A 16,194-nucleotide genomic window follows, 5' to 3' on the forward strand; every position below is an offset into this window, starting at 1 on the left:
GGCCGTCCGGGGAATCCATGCAGCGTCTTCTCGCCTTCGCCCTCGTGGGCCTCGCCGGTGCGGCCCAGGCCGCCGACGGGCTCGAATCGCACTTTGCCCGCGATCCCGCGCAGGCGGTGGACGCGGCCTACGGCGCCAAGATCGCCGAGTACACGACCGACGCCGACTTCAACACCATCCTGACCGGCTACCTGCCGGCCTCGGCCAGCGTGCCGACGCCGATGGCGGCGCTCGGCGACGTGGCCGGGGCCCCGAACAGGCTGCCGCGCCTGCAGGTCGTCCACGACTACTTCCGCTCGCTCGAGCAGGCCAGCCCGCGGGTGAAGGTGTTCCCCATCGGCCGCTCCGAGGAAGGCCGCGAGATGATCGCGGTGGCGATCGCCGACGAGGCGCTGATCGCCGACCTCGAGGCCAACCGCGAGCGCATGGCGCAACTCGCCGATCCGCGCCGCATCGGCATGGACGATGCCCGTGCCGATGCGCTGATCGCGCGGACCACGCCGGTCTACTACCTCACCGGCACCATCCATTCCACCGAGACCGGCACGCCGACCTCGCTGATGGAACTGGCCTATCGCCTGACCGTCGACGAGGCGCCCTACATCCGGGCCATCCGCCGCAACGTGATCACCCTGATCACGCCGGTGGTCGAGCCCGACGGCTGGGAGCGCATGGTCGACGTCTACGACTGGCACCGCGCGCACCCGGACCGGCCGACCCCGCCGCTGCTGTACTGGGGCCACTACGTCGCCCACGACAACAACCGCGACGCGATGGTCGCGTCGCTCGCGCTGACCCGCAACGTCATCGACACCTTCGATCGCTGGCATCCGCTGGTGCTGCACGACCTGCACGAGTCGGTGCCCTTCCTCTACGACAACACCATCGGGGCGCCGCCCTACAACGCCTGGATCGATCCGCTGCTGGTCGGCGAGTGGCAGCAGCTCGGCTGGAACAACGTGCAGACGCTGACCCGGCTCGGCCTGCCGGGCGTGTTCACCCACGGCGAGTTCGACACCTGGAGCCCGGGCTACCTGATGTTCATCGCGGCGATGCACAACGGCATCAGCCGCCTGTACGAGACCTTCGGCAACGGTGGCGCCGACACCGTCGAGCGCATCCTCGATCCCGCCGACTACGCACGCACCTGGTACCGCCCCAGTCCGCCGCGGGCGCAGGTGCTGTGGTCGCAGCGCAACAACAACAACTACTCGCAGAGCGGCATGCTCGCGGCGCTCGACTACTTCGCGCAGAACACCGACACCTTCATGCGCACGTTCTGGCTGAAGTCGAAGCGCGCGGTGGGCAAGCCCGCGGATGCCGGCCCGGCCGGCTACGTGCTGACGGCCGACGACCCGCGCGGGCCCGCCCAGGCCCAGCTGCTGGAGGTGCTCGCGCGGCAGAAGGTCGAGGTGCACCGGCTCGACGCGCCGCTGACCGTGCAGTGGCCGGCCGCCGCACGCATCGCCGCGCCGGGCCCGGATGCGAAGCGGGACGAGCCGGCCGAGGGCGGCGAGGCGCAGCCCGGCGCGCCGCGCAGCCGCACCTTTCCTGCGGGCAGTTTCGTGGTGCGCATGGACCAGCCGTACTCGCGCATCGCCGACACCCTGCTCGACCGCCAGTACTGGGCCCCGGACGATCCGCAGAAGCATCCCTACGACGACACCGGCTGGTCGCTGGGCGACCAGTTCGGCGTCGACGTCGAGCGCGTGGTCGATCCGGCCCTGCTGGCGGCGCCGATGCGCGCGGCCGCGCCGACGCCCGCGGATCTCGCGCGCATCGACGGCAGCGGCGGCGTCCATGTTGTCGCGAACGCCGCCACCGCCGAACTCGCCTCGCTGCGCTTCGCGGCTGCGGACGCGGGCATCGAGATCGCCACCGCCCCCTTCTCCGCCGGCGGCCGCGAGTTCGCCGCCGGCAGCCTCCTCGTGCGCGGCGACGTGGCGCCGCACCTGCGCGCGCTGGGCCTGTCCGCGACCGCGCTGGCCGCCGCGCCCGAGGTCGCCACCCGGCGCCTGCGCACGCCGAAGGTGGCGCTCCTGCACAGCTGGCTCGGCACCCAGACCGAGGGCTGGTGGCGCATGGCGCTCGACGGCCTCGGCATCGACTACGACTACGTCAGCACCCAGGACGTGGCCCGGGACGCGCGCCTGCTGTCGCGCTACGACGTGGTGCTGTTCGGCCCCGTCGGGGGCGACCCCCGGCTCGTCGTCGACGGCCTGCCCATGAACGGCGCGCCGATCCCGTGGAAGAGCACGTCGCTCACGCCGAACATCGGCCGCATCGACGCCACCGACGACATCCGCCCGGGCCTCGGCGGCGCCGGCGTCGAGCACCTGAAGCGCTTCGTGCGCGATGGCGGCCTGCTGGTCGTGGCCGAGGACACCGCCGAGCTCGCCATCGCGTACGGCCTCGCGCCGGGCGTGCGCGTCGCCGAGGTCGACGACCTGCGCATCGCCGGCACCCTGGTACGTGCGCAGCCGACCGAGACGCCGAGCCCGGTCACCTGGGGCTACGGTCGGCCGTTCACCGTCTACAGCGCCGGCGGGCTGGCCTTCGAGGTCAGCAACCAGGTCGGTGGCGACGCCCGCGTGGAGACCGCCGCCGACTACCGGCGGCCGACCGGCCGCGGCGACGCCGACGACATCGACATGCCGCAGGGCCCCGGCTATGTCGCGCCGCCGACCCTGCCGGACGTGAAACCGTGGCAGGCGGTGCCGCTCAATGCCGAACAGATGCGCAACAACCTGCGCCTCCTTCCCGAGGAGCAGCGCCCGCGCGCCCTGCTGCGCTTCGCCGAGGCCGACCGGCTGCTGGTCTCGGGCCTGCTCGACCACGGCGACGCGCTGGCCGAGCGTGCGGCGGTGGTCGACGCCCGCCTGGGCGACGGCCACGTGCTGCTGTTCGGCATCAACCCGCTGTACCGCGCAGCGACGCTCGGCAGCTATCCGCTGGTCACCAACGCGATCCTCAACCACGACGCGCTCTAGCGCGTCGGGAGCCGGGAGCGCCTTACGGGAGCGGCTTCGGCCGCGACCGGTGTCCGGGGTCGCGGGCGGAGCCGATCCGTCATCCCAGCACCTCCACCGGATCGCCGATGCGCAGCCTGCCCTGCCCGCGGGCGATCAGGTTGATGCCGAAGGTGATGCCGCGCTCGCCGCGGCGATAGGTCTTGAGCGTGGCCAGCGGCTCGCCGTCGGCCGCACGCAGCCCGGAGTCGGGATCGACTGTGGTGAACACGCAGCGGGTGCAGGGCCCGGGCGCCTCGAACTCGAGCGCGCCGATGCGCAGCCGCCGCCAGCCGTCCTCGGCGTGCGGCGGACAGGCGCCGATGACCAGGTTCGGGCGGAAGCGGCGCATCGACATGGCCCGGCCCACACGCGCCGACAGCGCATCGACCGCCGCCTGCGACACCAGCAGCAACGGGAATCCGTCGGCGAAGCTGACCTCGGCGCCGGAATCCGCATGCCCCGCAGCCACCGGCCGGTGCGCCGCCGCATCCATGCACACCAGGCGCACCGGCACGCCGAGCGCCTGCGTGAACCAGGCATCGGCGTCCGCACCGACGTGCGCCGCCTGCACGCTGTCCTTCCACACCGTCACCGCGATGCGGCGCGCCCCGGCCGCCGGCGTCCCGATCTCGAGCGGCGGCAGCTGCGCGTCTCCGCCGGCGTGCACGCGCAGGCCGCCCTCGCGCAGCTCGGGCCGCAGCCCGACCAGCGCGCCGTGCTGGCGGCCGGTGACGAAGCGGCCCGCGGCATCGACCAGCATGTAGCGCCGGTCGTGCTCGGGACCGCGCGGTTCGATGGCGACGGCATCCAGGTCGAGACCGGCGCATGACTTGATGGGATGGATGCGGATGCCGGCCAGATGCATGCGCGCAGGATAGCCGCCCCTTCACCGGCCATGGACCGGCGCTGGCCGAAGGTGCGGGTCGCATCGTCCGTCGCGCCGGCGCATCGCCGTCCCGGCGACCGGCGCGGCGTCGATCCGCCGCCGCCACGGCGCGCCCGCCACCCATGGAAGCCGTCACCATGCATCGAGCACATTTCGCCCTCGCCGCCCTGGCCCTCGCCGCCGTACTGCCGCTGGCGGCCTGCGACAAGGATCCCTACGACACGCCGGTCGATCCGCCGCCGGTGCGCACCGGCCGCGACATGGACACCAGCACGGCGCCGGACGAGGCCGTCGAGGACGCCGCCACCGTCAACGAGCGCAGCGTGCCGCCGCAGCGTGCGGACCTGGCACGTCCCGATCCGGCAGGCCTGCCCGCCGAGGGCCCGGTGACCTCGCCCGCCGATCGCTACGAGGCGGCGATCGAGGGCTGCCAGAACCTGCCGGAGGAGGAACGGGGGCGCTGCCGCGACGAGGCCGAGGCGCTGCGCCAGCAGAGCCGGGAGAACCAGGATGAGGGCGGGCAGGGCGAAGGTGCGCAGGAGGGAGGCGACGCGCAGGATCAGTCCCGCTCCTGATCCACCGCCGCGCCCACGCCGCGGACACGAAAAAGGCCCGCGGCGTGCGGGCCTTTTCTTTGGCTCTCGATGCGTTCCGGCGCCGCCGTCACCCGCCGAAGCGGCGGACGTAGTCGCGTTCTTCCATCACCCGCTCCACCTCGCTCTCGGCCAGGTCCGGTGCGGCGTAGACCGCGTACACGACCTTCCCCTCCTCGCGATGCTCGTGATGCAGCCGGTATCGCGACTGGCCGCTGCCGGTGTTCTCGGGATAGTGGATCGGCGCTTCCTTCCGGGTGCCGAATTCGAGTTCGGAATTGTCGACGGTACCGCCGACGAACAGTGCTCGCATGGTCTACCTCGTCAGTCGAGACGTCTGGAGATGGACGGGCGCCGGGGCGGCGCCCCCACACCCTGCACCCAAGCGCGCGGCCGCGCCACCTGGCGGGGTGGACGCGGCCGCGCGGCGGCTCAGCGGATCGACTCGCAATGACGCTCGTAGACGGTCTCGTACGAGTTGTTCTGGTTGTGCTCCTGGATCTTGTTGCCGGCGATGCCGCCGCCGATGGCGCCGGCGGCCGTGGCGATCTTCCTGCCGCTGCCGCCGCCGACCTGGTTGCCCAGCAGGCCACCGGCCACCGCGCCGATCGCGGTACCGGCGATCTGGTTCTCGTCCTTGACTTCCTTCTGGCGCTGCACCGGCACGTCACGGCAGCGCACACCGTCGTCGTAGTCGTAGTCCCAGTCGGAGGACTGCGCTGCGGCACCGGCGCTCAGCGCGAGGCCGAGGACACCGGCGAACAGGGGAAGCGTGGTCTTCATTGCGGATCTCCGGGGAAACTGGTCCCGACGCTAGATCCGGGTTCGTCATGCGCATGTAAACCGGCGACCGCGCTCCCGGCCGCGGTTCATTCAGGCCTTCACTCCACGGTGACCGATTTGGCGAGATTGCGCGGCTGGTCGACGTCGGTGCCGCGCAGCACCGCGACGTGGTAGCTCAACAGCTGCAGCGGAACGGTCGAGACGATCGGCGCCGCGATCTCGCCGCAGGCGGGCATCACCAGCGTGCGGCTGTCGTCGACGCGGCTGCCGATGTCGTGGTCGGCGAAGACGTAGAGCACGCCGCCGCGCGTGCGCACCTCCTCGAGGTTCGACAGCAGCTTGTCGATCAGTGTGTCGTTCGGCGCCACCGCGATCACCGGCATCTGCGCGTCGACCAGGGCCAGCGGCCCGTGCTTGAGCTCGCCGGCCGCATAGGCCTCGGCGTGGATGTAGGAGATCTCCTTGAGCTTGAGCGCGCCTTCCATCGCCACCGGCCAGTGCGTGCCGCGGCCGAGGAACAGCGCGTGCTGCTTGTCGGCGAAATCCCCCGCCAGGTCCTGGATCCCGGCGTCGAGCCTAAGCGTCTCGGCGACCAGGCCCGGCAGCTGCTCGAGCTGGCGCACGCCGTCGAGGTAGCGCTGTTCGTCGAGCCCCTTGGCGCGGGCGAAGGCCAGCGCGAACAGCGCCAGCGCGGCGAGCTGGGTGGTGAAGGCCTTGGTCGAGGCCACGCCGATCTCCGGGCCGGCGCGGGTCATCAGCACCAGCGAGGACTCCCGCACGATGGACGATTCCGGCACGTTGCACACCGCGAGCTGCGCCAGGTAGCCGCGCTCGCGCGCGAGCTTCAGCGCGGCCAGGGTGTCGGCCGTCTCGCCAGACTGCGAGATGCTCACGAACAGCGTGCCCGGGCGCACGACCGGGTTGCGGTAGCGGTATTCGCTGGCGATCTCGGCGGTGCACGGGATGCCGGCCAGCGACTCGATCCAGTACCGCGCCACCAGGCCGGCGTGGTAGCTGGTGCCGCAGGCGACGATGTGCACGGCCTCGGTGCGCGCCAGCAGGTCTTCCGCATCCACGCCCAGGATCTGGGTGAGCACGCGTCCGCCGGCGATGCGGCCCTCCAGCGTGTCGGCGAGCGCCTGCGGCTGCTCGTGGATCTCCTTGAGCATGTAGTGCCGGTACTCGCCGCGCTCGACCGCGTCGGTGGAGAACTGGGATTCACGCACCGCGCGCTCGACCGGCGCGCCGCCCTCGTCCCAGATCGCGACGCCTTCGGCGTCCACCCGCGCCACGTCGCCCTCGGCCAGGTAGATGAAGCGCCGGGTCAACGGCAGCAGGGCGTGGATGTCGGAGGCGAGATAGTTCTCGTCGCTGCCCAGCCCCGCCACCAGCGGCGAGCCCAGGCGCGCGCCGACCAGCACGCCGGGCTCGTCGGTGGACATCACCGCGATCGAGTAGGCGCCGTGCAGGCGCGGCAGCACGCTGCGCACCGCCGCCAGCAGGTCGGGCTGGCCATCCAGCGCCCGCGCGACCAGGTGGGCGATGACCTCGCTGTCGGTCTGCGAGGTGAACACGTAGCCGGCGGCCTGCAGCTCGGCGCGCAGCGCGGCGTGGTTCTCGATGATGCCGTTGTGCACCACCGACACCGGGCCCGACACGTGCGGATGCGCGTTGCCCTCGCTCGGTACGCCGTGCGTGGCCCAGCGCGTGTGCGCGATGCCGCAGTGGCCGGCGACGCCCGACCCCGCGTGCAGCGCCTCCAGGGCCTGTACCTTGCCCTGGGTGCGCAGGCGTTCGATGCGCCCGTCGGCGAGGACGGCCACGCCGGCGGAATCGTAGCCGCGGTATTCGAGCGCCTTGAGGCCGGAGATGAGGTGCGCGACCACGTCGCGACGGGCGCTGATGCCGACGATTCCGCACATACCGGGGACGTTCCTGTCGAGGTGACGAAGCGGGGAATTCTACGCGCGCCGGCATGAGCGACAGCCCGCCGGCGCCTGCGCTCCGGACAGCGGCCGGACACACGGCGGACACCGGCGGACACGGCTGATGCGCATTCAAAACAGCAACTTGCGGTTGGCACGGTTGCTGCTGGGGAGAGATGCCCTCCCCACCTGCGCACGTTCCCGATGATCCAGGACACCTCCGGCCAGGACCGCCACCTCGCCGCGCCGCCGCGCCGCGTGCGCCAGAGCTGGCTCGTCGCTGGCGCGGCCCTCGTCGCGGCCGGGCTGCTCGGCGCGAGCGTCGCCCGCGACTGGATGTCCGGTTCGCGCTCGATCGATGCCGGGCGCGTGCGCATCGCCGAGGTCGAGCGCGGAACGCTGGTGCGCGACATCGCCGCCGACGGACGCCTGGTCGCCGCCAACAGCCCCACCCTCTACGCCATCGCCGCCGGCACCGTCGACCTCCAGATCGTCGCCGGCGACGTGGTCGAGCAGGGCCAGCCGCTGGCGGTGATCGACAGCCCGGAGCTCAAGAGCAGGCTGGCGCAGGAGGAAGCCACCCTGGCCGGACTGGAGGCGGCGGTCGGCCACGCCGGGCTCGAGATCCGGCAGGGCCGCGCCGAGGCGCAGAAGCTGATCGACCAGGCCGAGATCGACCGCCAGTCCGCCGCGCGCGACCTGGAGCGCATCGAAAAGGCCTTCCGCGCCGGGGCGATGTCGGAGATCGACATGCTCAAGGCCAGGGACGAACTCACCAAGGCGGAGATCGCGCTCGCGCACGCACGCACCGACGCCGCGCTCAGCACCGAGGGGCTCGGCTTCGACCTCGACGCCAAGCGCCTGGAGCTCGACCGCCAGAAGGCGCTCACCGCCGAGCTGGGCCGCCAGGTCGACGCGCTCACCCTGCGTGCGCCTTTCGACGGCCAGGTCGGCCAGGTGATGGTGCCGCAGTACGCCAACGTCGCCGCCAGCGCGCCGGTGCTGAGCGTGGTCGATCTCACCGAGTTCGAACTCGAGATCCGCGTGCCCGAGAGCTTCGCCCGCGACCTCGCCGTCGGCATGCCGGCCACGATCGGCAGCGGCGCGCGGACCTTCGCCGGCACGGTGCGCTCGGTCTCGCCAGAGGTCGTCGGCGGCGAGGTGGTCAGCCGCCTGCGCTTCACCGGCGACATGCCCGGGGGCATGCGCCAGAACCAGCGCCTGTCGGCGCGCATCGTGCTCGACGAGAAGCCGGATGCGCTGATGGTCGAGCGCGGCGCCTTCCTCGCCAGCGGCGGCGGCTCGGTGGCCTGGGTGGTGCGCGACGGCATCGCCGAGCGCCGCGCCATCCGCACCGGCATCAGCAGCCTCGATGCCGTCGAGATCCTCGATGGCCTGGAGCCGGGCGAGCGCATCGTGGTCTCCGCCACCGACGCCTTCGGCGACGCCGAGCGCGTGCGCATCGCCGGCCTCTGATCCTTCCAGACACGCACACGACACCAGGAGCGCCACCCATGCTCGAGATGCAGGCCGTCACCAAGGTCTACCGCACCGAACTCGTCGAGACCCACGCCCTGCGTGCGCTCGACCTGCACGTGCGCGAGGGCGAGTTCGTCGCGGTCACCGGCCCGTCGGGCGCGGGCAAGACCACCTTCCTCAACATCGCAGGACTGCTGGAGGACTTCAGCTCGGGCAGCTATCGGCTCGACGGCACCGAGGTGCGGGGCCTGGGCGATGCCGAGCGCTCACGGCTGCGCAACCAGAAGATCGGCTTCATCTTCCAGGGCTTCAACCTGATCCCCGACCTCGACCTGTTCGACAACGTCGACGTGCCGCTGCGCTACCGCGGCTTCGACCGCGCCGAGCGCCGGCGGCGGATCGAGCAGGCGCTGGGCCAGGTCGGCCTCGGTTCGCGCATGAAGCACTACCCCGCGGAGCTCTCGGGCGGCCAGCAGCAGCGCGCCGCGATCGCCCGCGCGCTGGCCGGCAGCCCGCGCCTGCTGCTGGCCGACGAGCCGACCGGCAACCTCGATTCGCACATGGCGCGCGAGGTGATGGAACTGCTGGAGACGCTCAACGCCGAGGGCGCGACCATCGTGATGGTGACCCACGACCCCGAGCTCGCCCTGCGCGCGCAGCGCAACGTGCACATCGTCGACGGCCAGGCCAGCGACCTCGCCCGTGCACCCAGCCTCACCCGCCCGGCCGCGGCCGGCGCGGGCGCCTGAGGTCGGCCGCCATGTTCGCCTACTACCTCGACCTTGCGGTCCGCAGCGTGCGCCGCAACAGAGTGCTGACCGCGCTGATGGTGCTGGCCATCGCGCTCGGCATCGGCGCCAGCATGACCACGCTGACGGTGTTCCACGTGCTCTCGGGCGATCCCATCCCCGGCAAGAGCGAGCGGCTGTTCTACGTGCAGATGGATCCGGCGGGCATGAACGGCTACACGCCCGGGGATGATCCGGAGGAGCAGATGACGCGCTGGGACTCCGAGGCGTTGCTGCGCGAGGCGCGCGGCGAGCGCCAGGCGGTGATGTCGGCCGGCGGTCTGGCGGTGGAACCGGAGCTGCCGGGGCTGACGCCGTTCACCATCGAGTCGCGCTACACCTCGGCCGACTTCTTCCCGATGTTCGAGGTGCCGCTGCTGCACGGGCGGGCGTGGTCGGCCGACGACGACGAGGCGCGCGCGCGCGTGGTGGTGATCACCCGCGCGCTCAGCGAACGCGTCTTCGGCACCGACGACGGCGTCGGCCGCAGCCTGCGCCTCAATGGCACCGCCTTCGAGGTCATCGGCGTGCTCGACGAATGGCGGCCGACGCCGCGCTTCTACGACCTCACCAGCACGCGCTACGGCGAGAGCGAGGAGGTGTTCATGCCGTTCGCCACGTCGAGGGATCTCAATCTCCCCAGCAGCGGCAACATGAACTGCTGGGGAGGCCAGAACGACGATCCCGAAGGCAGCACTGGCCGCACGGCGCCCTGTACATGGCTCCAGTACTGGGTCGAGCTGCCGGATGCCTCGGCGGCCGACGACTACCGTCGCTACCTCGAGAACTACTCCGAGCAGCAGCGTGCGGCCGGACGCTTCGAGCGCCCCACCAACGTCCGCCTCAGCGACGTCATGACCTGGCTCGACTTCAAGCAGGTCGTCCCGGGCGACGTGCGCCTGCAGATGTGGCTGGCCTTCGGCTTCCTCGCGGTGTGCCTGGTCAACACCGTCGGCCTGCTGCTGGCCAAGTTCCTGCGCCGCAGCGGCGAGATCGGCGTGCGCCGCGCCCTGGGCGCCTCGCGCCGGGCGATCTTCGCGCAGTGCCTGGTCGAGGCCGGCGTCATCGGCCTGGCCGGTGGCCTGTTCGGGCTGCTGCTGGCAGCGGCGGGCCTGTGGGCCGTGCGCCAGCAGCCCAGCGACTACGCCGAGCTCGCCCACCTCGATCCGACAATGCTGCTCACCACCTTCGTGCTCGCCGTCCTCGCCAGCGTGCTGGCCGGCCTCCTGCCGGCCTGGCGCGCGATGCAGGTCGCGCCCGCGCTCCAGCTGAAGTCGCAGTAAGCCTCACCAGGAGATCCCGATGGAACTGCGTCCGATCCTGTCCACCCTGCGCCGGCACAAGACCGCTGCGCTGCTCATCGTCGTGGAGATCGCGCTGTCGTGCGCGATCATCTGCAACGCCCTGTTCCTCATCGGCACGCGGCTGGACCGCATGCAGCGCCCCAGTGGACTCGCCGAGAAGGAGCTGGTGCGGATAGAGGTCAACGGCATCGCCCGCAACAGCGACGCCATGGCCGTCACCCGCGCGGATCTCGTCGCACTACGCCAGATCCCGGGCGTGCGTTCGGTCAGCGCCGTCAACCAGCTGCCGTTCGGAAATTCCTCTTGGAACAGCTCGATCCAGCTCGAGCAGGACCAGAGCCATGCGAACATGAATGCCGCTGTCTACCTGGGCGACCAGACGCTTCTCGGCACGATGGGACTGACGCTGGTGGAGGGGCGGAACTTCCAGCCCGACGAGGTCCTCGACTGGGACGTGACCCAGGCGCCTGGCGCGAACCGCGCCATCCCTTCGACGATCGTCACCCGCAGCGTCGCCGAGTCGCTGTTCCCCGGCGAGAGCGCGATCGGCAAGACCTTCTACGCGTGGGGCGATGCGCCGCATCGGATCGTGGGCGTGGTCGAGAACCTCATGCGCCCCAACGAGAGAGGCGGTCCCGCGCAGACCCAGTACTCGTTCCTGCTGCCGATCCATCCGAGCTACGAGCGCGGCAGCTACCTGATCCGTGTCCAGGATCCCACCCGGCGCCAGGCGGTGATCGATGCGGCGCTGAAGACGCTGGAGGGGACGGGCCCGACCCGCATCCTGCCCGAGGAGGACGCGGTGAGCTTCGAGCAGATGCGCAACGACTACTACCGCCAGGACCGCGCCATGGCCTGGCTGCTGGTGACGGTCTGCGTCGCGCTGCTGGTGGTGACCGCGCTGGGCATCGTCGGGCTGGCCAGCTTCTGGGTGCAGCAGCGCCGCCGCACGATCGGCATCCGCCGCGCGCTCGGCGCCACCCGCGGGCAGATCCTGCGCTACTTCCAGACCGAGAACTTCCTGCTGGCGACGATGGGCATCGTGCTCGGCATGCTGCTGGCCTACGCCATCAACCAGTGGCTGATGCAGGCCTACGAGTTGCCGCGCCTGCCGCTGGCCTTCCTGCCGGTCGGCGCGCTGGCCCTGTGGCTGCTCGGCCAGGTCGCAGTGCTGGGCCCGGCCCGGCGCGCGGCGGCGGTGCCGCCGGCGGTGGCCACGCGCACGGCGTAGCACGGCGACGCGCTGCGGCCTACGCTGCGCGTCCGACCGGCGATCACCACCCATGCCCTCGATCCTCGTCATCGACGACAACCCCGCGATCGGCACCGCGCTGTCGCTGCTGTTCTCCCTGCACGACATCGAGGTGCGCCACGTGGATGCGCCGGAGGAGGGCCTCGCCGCCCTCGCCGCGGACGCCATCGACCTGGTGATCCAGGACATGAACTTCAGCGCCGACACCACCTCCGGTGCCGAAGGCCGGGCCCTGTTCGCCGAGATCCGCGCGCGGCACCCTGACCTGCCGGTGATCCTGCTCACCGCGTGGACGCACCTGGAAGCCGCGGTCGACCTGGTCAAGGCCGGCGCGGTCGACTACCTGCCCAAGCCCTGGGACGACCGCCGTCTGCTGGCCACGGTCAACAACCTGCTCGAACTGGCCGAGGCCCGGCGCGAGCTCGACCGTCGCCGCAGCGGCGAGCGCCGGCGCGCGCGCGAACTGGAGACGCGCTTCGACCTGCGCGGCCTGGTGTTCGCCGACGCCGCCACCGAGCGCGCGGTGGCGCTCGCCTGCCAGGTCGCGCGCGCCGAGGTGCCGGTGCTGATCACCGGACCCAACGGCGCCGGCAAGGAGAAGATCGCCGAGATCGTGCAGGCGAATTCGGCGGTGAAGGACGGCCCCTGGGTCACGCTCAACTGCGGCGCGCTGCCGGCCGAGCTGATCGAAGCCGAACTCTTCGGTGCCGAGGCCGGCGCCTACACGGGCGCGACCCGCGCGCGCGAGGGCAAGTTCGAGGCGGCCGACGGCGGCACCCTGTTCCTCGACGAGATCGGCAACCTGCCGCCGGCCGGGCAGATGAAGCTGCTGCGCGTGCTCGAGACCGGCCGCTTCGAGCGTCTCGGCGCGAACCGGGAACGGCAGGTCCAGGTGCGCGTGATCAGCGCGACCAACGCCGACCTGCCGCAGATGATCCGCGAGGGCCGCTTCCGCGAGGACCTCTACTACCGCCTCAACACCATCGAGATCGCGCTGCCGCCGCTGGCCGAGCGGCCGGACGACATCGTGCCGCTGGCGCGCCGCTTCCTGCCCTCCGGGCGCACGCTTGCCGAGTCCGCGCTGCGCGCGCTGCGCCGGCACGCCTGGCCGGGCAACGTGCGCGAGCTGAAGAACACCATGCAGCGCGCAGCGCTGCTGGCGGCGGGGCGGGAGATCGTTGCCGCCGACCTCGGCCTCCCCGCGGCGCCGGCGGTCGCGCCGACGGCCGCCGGCGAGGCCGAGCCCGACCGCGCCGCGATCGAGGCCGCACTGGCGCGCGCCGGCGGCGTGATCGCGCAGGCCGCTTCCGAACTCGGCCTCAGCCGCCAGGCGCTGTACCGGCGCATGGACCGGCTCGACATCGCGCGTTCCTGATCCGCATGCCGCGCCGACGCCTCGTTCCCCGCCTGTCGCTGGTCGCGCGGCACAGCGTCGGCGGCTGCCTGCTGGTCGCCGCGGGCGCGGGCGCCGCGCTCGCGCTGCGGCCCTGGCTCGCCTCGCCCTGGGCGGCATGGGGCATGGCGATCCTGCTGCTGGCGCCGCTGTGCGCCTGGGTCGCGCAGCGCACGCTGGCGCCGGCGCTGTCGCTGTTCCGCGCACTGGCCGGAACCGTCAACAGCTACCGCGACGGCGACTTCTCCTTCGGCCTGCACTGGGCGCGCGACGACGAACTGGCCGATCTCGTCGCCGCGCACAATGCGCTCGGCGCGACGCTGCGCGAGCAGCGCCTCGGCCTCGCCCAGCGCGAGCTGCTGCTCGACACCATGGTCCAGAACACGCCGGTGGCGATGCTGCTGTGCGACCCGTCGCGGCGCGTGGTCTACGCCAACCTCGCCGCGCGCAAGCTGCTCAACGATGGCCGCCGGCTGGAGGGCATGCCCCTCGACGCCGTGTTCGCCGCGGGGCCGGAGGCGCTGCGCGAAGCGGTCGCGCGCGGCGGCGACGGCCTCTTCGCGATCGGCCGCGACGAGGACGAGGAGGACACCTTCCACCTGGCCCGCCGCGGCTTCCGCCTCAACGGCCGCGTGCACGAGCTCATCCTGCTGCGCCACCTGACCGCGGAACTGCGGCGCCAGGAAGTGCGCACCTGGAAGAAGGTGATCCGGGTCATCAGCCACGAGCTCAACAACTCGCTGGCGCCGATCGCCTCGCTCGCGCACTCCGGCGGCGCGCTGCTGGAGCGCGGTCGCACCGAGAAGCTTGCCGAGGTGTTCGCCACCATCGAGGACCGGGCGCGGCACCTGGAAGGCTTCATCCGCGGCTATGCGCGCTTCGCCAAGCTGCCGGCCCCGCGGCTCGAGCCGACACCCTGGCCGGGGTTCGTCGAGCGCCTGCGCTCGCAGATCGAGTTCCGCATCGACGGCACGCTGCCGGGGCGGCCCGGACGCTTCGACCCGGCGCAGATGGAGCAGGCGCTGATCAACCTGCTGCGCAACGCGCACGAGTCGGGTTCGCCCGCGGATGCGGTGAGCCTGGGCGTGCGGCGGCTGGGCGAGATGGTGGCGATCGAGGTCCGCGACCGCGGCGGCGGCATGAGCGAGGCGGTGCTGGCCAACGCCCTGCTGCCGTTCTACTCGACCAAGCGCGGCGGCACCGGCCTCGGCCTGGCGCTGGTGCGCGAGATCGCCGAGGCGCACGGCGGCAGGCTGTCGCTGTCCAACCGCGACGGCGGCGGCCTGGCGATCGCGGTGCTCGTGCCGGAGTAGGCAGCGGTGCCGCGCTCCGCGGGCGCTACTTCGGGGGCTTGGCCGGCCGGCGCCAGCCTTCGATCACCGTCTGGCGCGCGCGCGCGAGCGCGAGCTTGTGCTCGGGCACGTTCCTCACGATCACCGAACCGGCACCGGTGGTCGCGCCCGCACCCACCGTCAGCGGCGCCACCAGCGAGGTATTGGAGCCGATGAAGGCGCCGTCGCCGATGCGCGTCTTCGACTTGTTGGCGCCATCGTAGTTGCAGGTGATGGTGCCGGCGCCGATGTTGACGCCACTGCCCACCTCGGCGTCGCCGAGATAGGTCAGGTGGTTGGCCTTGCTGCCCGCGCCGAGCACCGCGTTCTTGGTCTCGACGAAGTTGCCGATATGCACGCCCCCGGCCAGCTCGGTCCCTGGGCGAAGGCGTGCGAACGGGCCGATGCTCACCGCCCCGGTGGTGACGGCGCCCTCGAGGTCGCAGTGCGCGCGCACCTCGGTGCCCGCGGCGAGGCGCACGTCGCGCAGCCGGCAGAACGGGCCGATGCGGACGCCGTCGCCCAGCTCGACGTGGCCCTCGAGCACGACGTCGACGTCGATCTCCACGTCGCGCCCCGCCACCACCGTGCCGCGCTGGTCGAAGCGCGCCGGATCCAGCAGGCGCACGCCGGCCTCGCACAGGCGCCGCGCGGCGCGGCGCTGGAAGTGCCGCTCGAGCGCCGCGAGCTGCCATGGATCGTTGGCGCCGAAGGTCTCCGCCGCATCCGCGCAGGCCACCGCCTGGGCCGGCACCGCGTCGCGCGCGGCGAGGGCGAACACGTCGGTGAGGTAGTACTCGCCCGCGGCGTTGTCGCTGCCGACGGCGCCGAGCCAGCCGCGCAGCGCCGCCGCCTGCGCGACGAGGATGCCGGTATTGACGGTCCGCACCGCGCGCTGCGCCGGAGTCGCGTCCTTGTGCTCGACCACGGCCTCGACCCGGCCCTGCGCATCGACGACGACCCGCCCGTAGCCGGTCGGATCGTCGAGCTCGGCGGTGAGCACCGCGAGCACCGCCTCCACCCCGCACAGCGCATGCAGCGTGGCCACCTGGATCAGCGGGACGTCGCCGTACAGCACCAGCACGCGGGCCGCATCGGGAATGGCCGGCAGCGCCTGCTGCACCGCATGCCCGGTTCCGAGCCGCTCGGCCTGTTCGCACCACTGCAGGTCGTCCTGCCCGGCGAAGGCGGCGCGCACCCGCTCGCCGCCGTGCCCGTACACGACATGGATACCGGCCGCGCCGAGCGCGCGCGCGGCATCGACCACGTGCGCGAGCATCGGACGTCCCGCCACCGGCTGCAGGACCTTGGGCAGGTCGGACTTCATCCGCGTGCCGGCGCCGGCGGCGAGGATCACGACGTGGAGGGCAGCGGTCATGGACGAACCGGGAGTCGCGTGGGGACCGACCATTCTACTGGCCTGATCCGCACCGGCACCGCACCCGGCGC

General features: G+C 72.3%; 13 protein-coding genes. 8 read left to right on the forward strand and 5 right to left on the reverse strand.

Annotation, left to right across the window (positions count from 1 at the left end):
• The first annotated feature begins 17 nt into the window (after positions 1-17).
• Positions 18-2,990: a M14 family zinc carboxypeptidase gene (locus KB893_RS12610; RefSeq protein ID WP_213173761.1), complete on the forward strand. Its 2,973-nt coding sequence runs from the start codon at positions 18-20 to the stop codon at positions 2,988-2,990.
• A gap of 79 nt (positions 2,991-3,069) precedes the next feature.
• On the opposite strand, the gene KB893_RS12615 is transcribed toward KB893_RS12610, so the two are convergent.
• A complete protein-coding gene (locus KB893_RS12615) occupies positions 3,070-3,876 on the reverse strand; it encodes an MOSC domain-containing protein (RefSeq protein ID WP_211925676.1) in 807 nt (268 codons plus the stop codon).
• 158 nt (positions 3,877-4,034) lie between these two features.
• On the opposite strand from KB893_RS12615, the gene KB893_RS12620 reads away from it, so the two are divergent.
• Positions 4,035-4,472: a hypothetical protein gene (locus KB893_RS12620; RefSeq protein ID WP_211925677.1), complete on the forward strand. Its 438-nt coding sequence runs from the start codon at positions 4,035-4,037 to the stop codon at positions 4,470-4,472.
• Between the two features lie 88 nt (positions 4,473-4,560).
• Here KB893_RS12620 and KB893_RS12625 read toward each other — a convergent pair whose 3' ends face one another.
• From KB893_RS12625 to glmS, 3 genes are all read right to left on the reverse strand, one after another.
• Positions 4,561-4,803 (reverse strand): hypothetical protein, encoded by a 243-nt coding sequence (locus KB893_RS12625; protein ID WP_211925678.1) that lies wholly within the window; start codon positions 4,801-4,803, stop codon positions 4,561-4,563.
• 119 nt (positions 4,804-4,922) lie between these two features.
• Positions 4,923-5,273: a glycine zipper 2TM domain-containing protein gene (locus tag KB893_RS12630; protein ID WP_211925679.1), complete on the reverse strand. Its 351-nt coding sequence runs from the start codon at positions 5,271-5,273 to the stop codon at positions 4,923-4,925.
• Between the two features lie 98 nt (positions 5,274-5,371).
• Complete coding sequence (gene glmS / locus KB893_RS12635) at positions 5,372-7,195, reverse strand: glutamine--fructose-6-phosphate transaminase (isomerizing) (protein WP_211925680.1); 1,824 nt, start codon at positions 7,193-7,195, stop codon at positions 5,372-5,374.
• Positions 7,196-7,402: 207 nt separating this feature from the next.
• Between glmS and KB893_RS12640 the strand changes: the two genes are divergently transcribed.
• From KB893_RS12640 to KB893_RS12665, 6 genes are read left to right on the forward strand one after another with little or no spacing between them, the layout of a single operon-like run.
• Positions 7,403-8,674 (forward strand): efflux RND transporter periplasmic adaptor subunit, encoded by a 1,272-nt coding sequence (locus tag KB893_RS12640; protein WP_213173762.1) that lies wholly within the window; start codon positions 7,403-7,405, stop codon positions 8,672-8,674.
• Between the two features lie 38 nt (positions 8,675-8,712).
• Complete coding sequence (locus KB893_RS12645) at positions 8,713-9,426, forward strand: ABC transporter ATP-binding protein (RefSeq protein WP_211928298.1); 714 nt, start codon at positions 8,713-8,715, stop codon at positions 9,424-9,426.
• A gap of 11 nt (positions 9,427-9,437) precedes the next feature.
• Positions 9,438-10,748 (forward strand): ABC transporter permease, encoded by a 1,311-nt coding sequence (locus KB893_RS12650; protein WP_213173763.1) that lies wholly within the window; start codon positions 9,438-9,440, stop codon positions 10,746-10,748.
• 19 nt (positions 10,749-10,767) lie between these two features.
• Positions 10,768-12,000 carry an ABC transporter permease gene (locus KB893_RS12655; protein ID WP_211928013.1) on the forward strand — a complete coding sequence of 411 codons (1,233 nt, stop codon included), beginning with the start codon at positions 10,768-10,770 and terminating at the stop codon, positions 11,998-12,000.
• Positions 12,001-12,052: 52 nt separating this feature from the next.
• Complete coding sequence (locus KB893_RS12660) at positions 12,053-13,396, forward strand: sigma-54-dependent transcriptional regulator (RefSeq protein WP_211928014.1); 1,344 nt, start codon at positions 12,053-12,055, stop codon at positions 13,394-13,396.
• 5 nt (positions 13,397-13,401) lie between these two features.
• Complete coding sequence (locus tag KB893_RS12665; protein WP_213173764.1) at positions 13,402-14,727, forward strand: sensor histidine kinase; 1,326 nt, start codon at positions 13,402-13,404, stop codon at positions 14,725-14,727.
• 25 nt (positions 14,728-14,752) lie between these two features.
• Here KB893_RS12665 and glmU read toward each other — a convergent pair whose 3' ends face one another.
• Entirely contained in the window at positions 14,753-16,123 is a 1,371-nt protein-coding gene (gene glmU, locus KB893_RS12670) for a bifunctional UDP-N-acetylglucosamine diphosphorylase/glucosamine-1-phosphate N-acetyltransferase GlmU (RefSeq protein WP_213173765.1), read from the reverse strand.
• Between the last annotated feature and the right edge of the window lie 71 nt (positions 16,124-16,194).

The sequence above is a fragment of the Coralloluteibacterium stylophorae genome, assembly GCF_018122625.2.
GTDB lineage: Bacteria > Pseudomonadota > Gammaproteobacteria > Xanthomonadales > Xanthomonadaceae > Coralloluteibacterium > Coralloluteibacterium stylophorae.

Excerpts from the sequence above, each read along its gene's own strand:
- KB893_RS12610 (WP_213173761.1), top strand. The coding sequence starts at position 18 with ATGCAGCGTCTTCTCGCCTTCGCCCTCGTGGGCCTCGCCGGTGCGGCC.
- KB893_RS12615 (WP_211925676.1), bottom strand. The coding sequence starts at position 3,876 with ATGCATCTGGCCGGCATCCGCATCCATCCCATCAAGTCATGCGCCGGT.
- KB893_RS12620 (WP_211925677.1), top strand. The coding sequence starts at position 4,035 with ATGCATCGAGCACATTTCGCCCTCGCCGCCCTGGCCCTCGCCGCCGTA.
- KB893_RS12625 (WP_211925678.1), bottom strand. The coding sequence starts at position 4,803 with ATGCGAGCACTGTTCGTCGGCGGTACCGTCGACAATTCCGAACTCGAA.
- KB893_RS12630 (WP_211925679.1), bottom strand. The coding sequence starts at position 5,273 with ATGAAGACCACGCTTCCCCTGTTCGCCGGTGTCCTCGGCCTCGCGCTG.
- glmS (WP_211925680.1), bottom strand. The coding sequence starts at position 7,195 with ATGTGCGGAATCGTCGGCATCAGCGCCCGTCGCGACGTGGTCGCGCAC.
- KB893_RS12640 (WP_213173762.1), top strand. The coding sequence starts at position 7,403 with ATGATCCAGGACACCTCCGGCCAGGACCGCCACCTCGCCGCGCCGCCG.
- KB893_RS12645 (WP_211928298.1), top strand. The coding sequence starts at position 8,713 with ATGCTCGAGATGCAGGCCGTCACCAAGGTCTACCGCACCGAACTCGTC.
- KB893_RS12650 (WP_213173763.1), top strand. The coding sequence starts at position 9,438 with ATGTTCGCCTACTACCTCGACCTTGCGGTCCGCAGCGTGCGCCGCAAC.
- KB893_RS12655 (WP_211928013.1), top strand. The coding sequence starts at position 10,768 with ATGGAACTGCGTCCGATCCTGTCCACCCTGCGCCGGCACAAGACCGCT.
- KB893_RS12660 (WP_211928014.1), top strand. The coding sequence starts at position 12,053 with ATGCCCTCGATCCTCGTCATCGACGACAACCCCGCGATCGGCACCGCG.
- KB893_RS12665 (WP_213173764.1), top strand. The coding sequence starts at position 13,402 with ATGCCGCGCCGACGCCTCGTTCCCCGCCTGTCGCTGGTCGCGCGGCAC.
- glmU (WP_213173765.1), bottom strand. The coding sequence starts at position 16,123 with ATGACCGCTGCCCTCCACGTCGTGATCCTCGCCGCCGGCGCCGGCACG.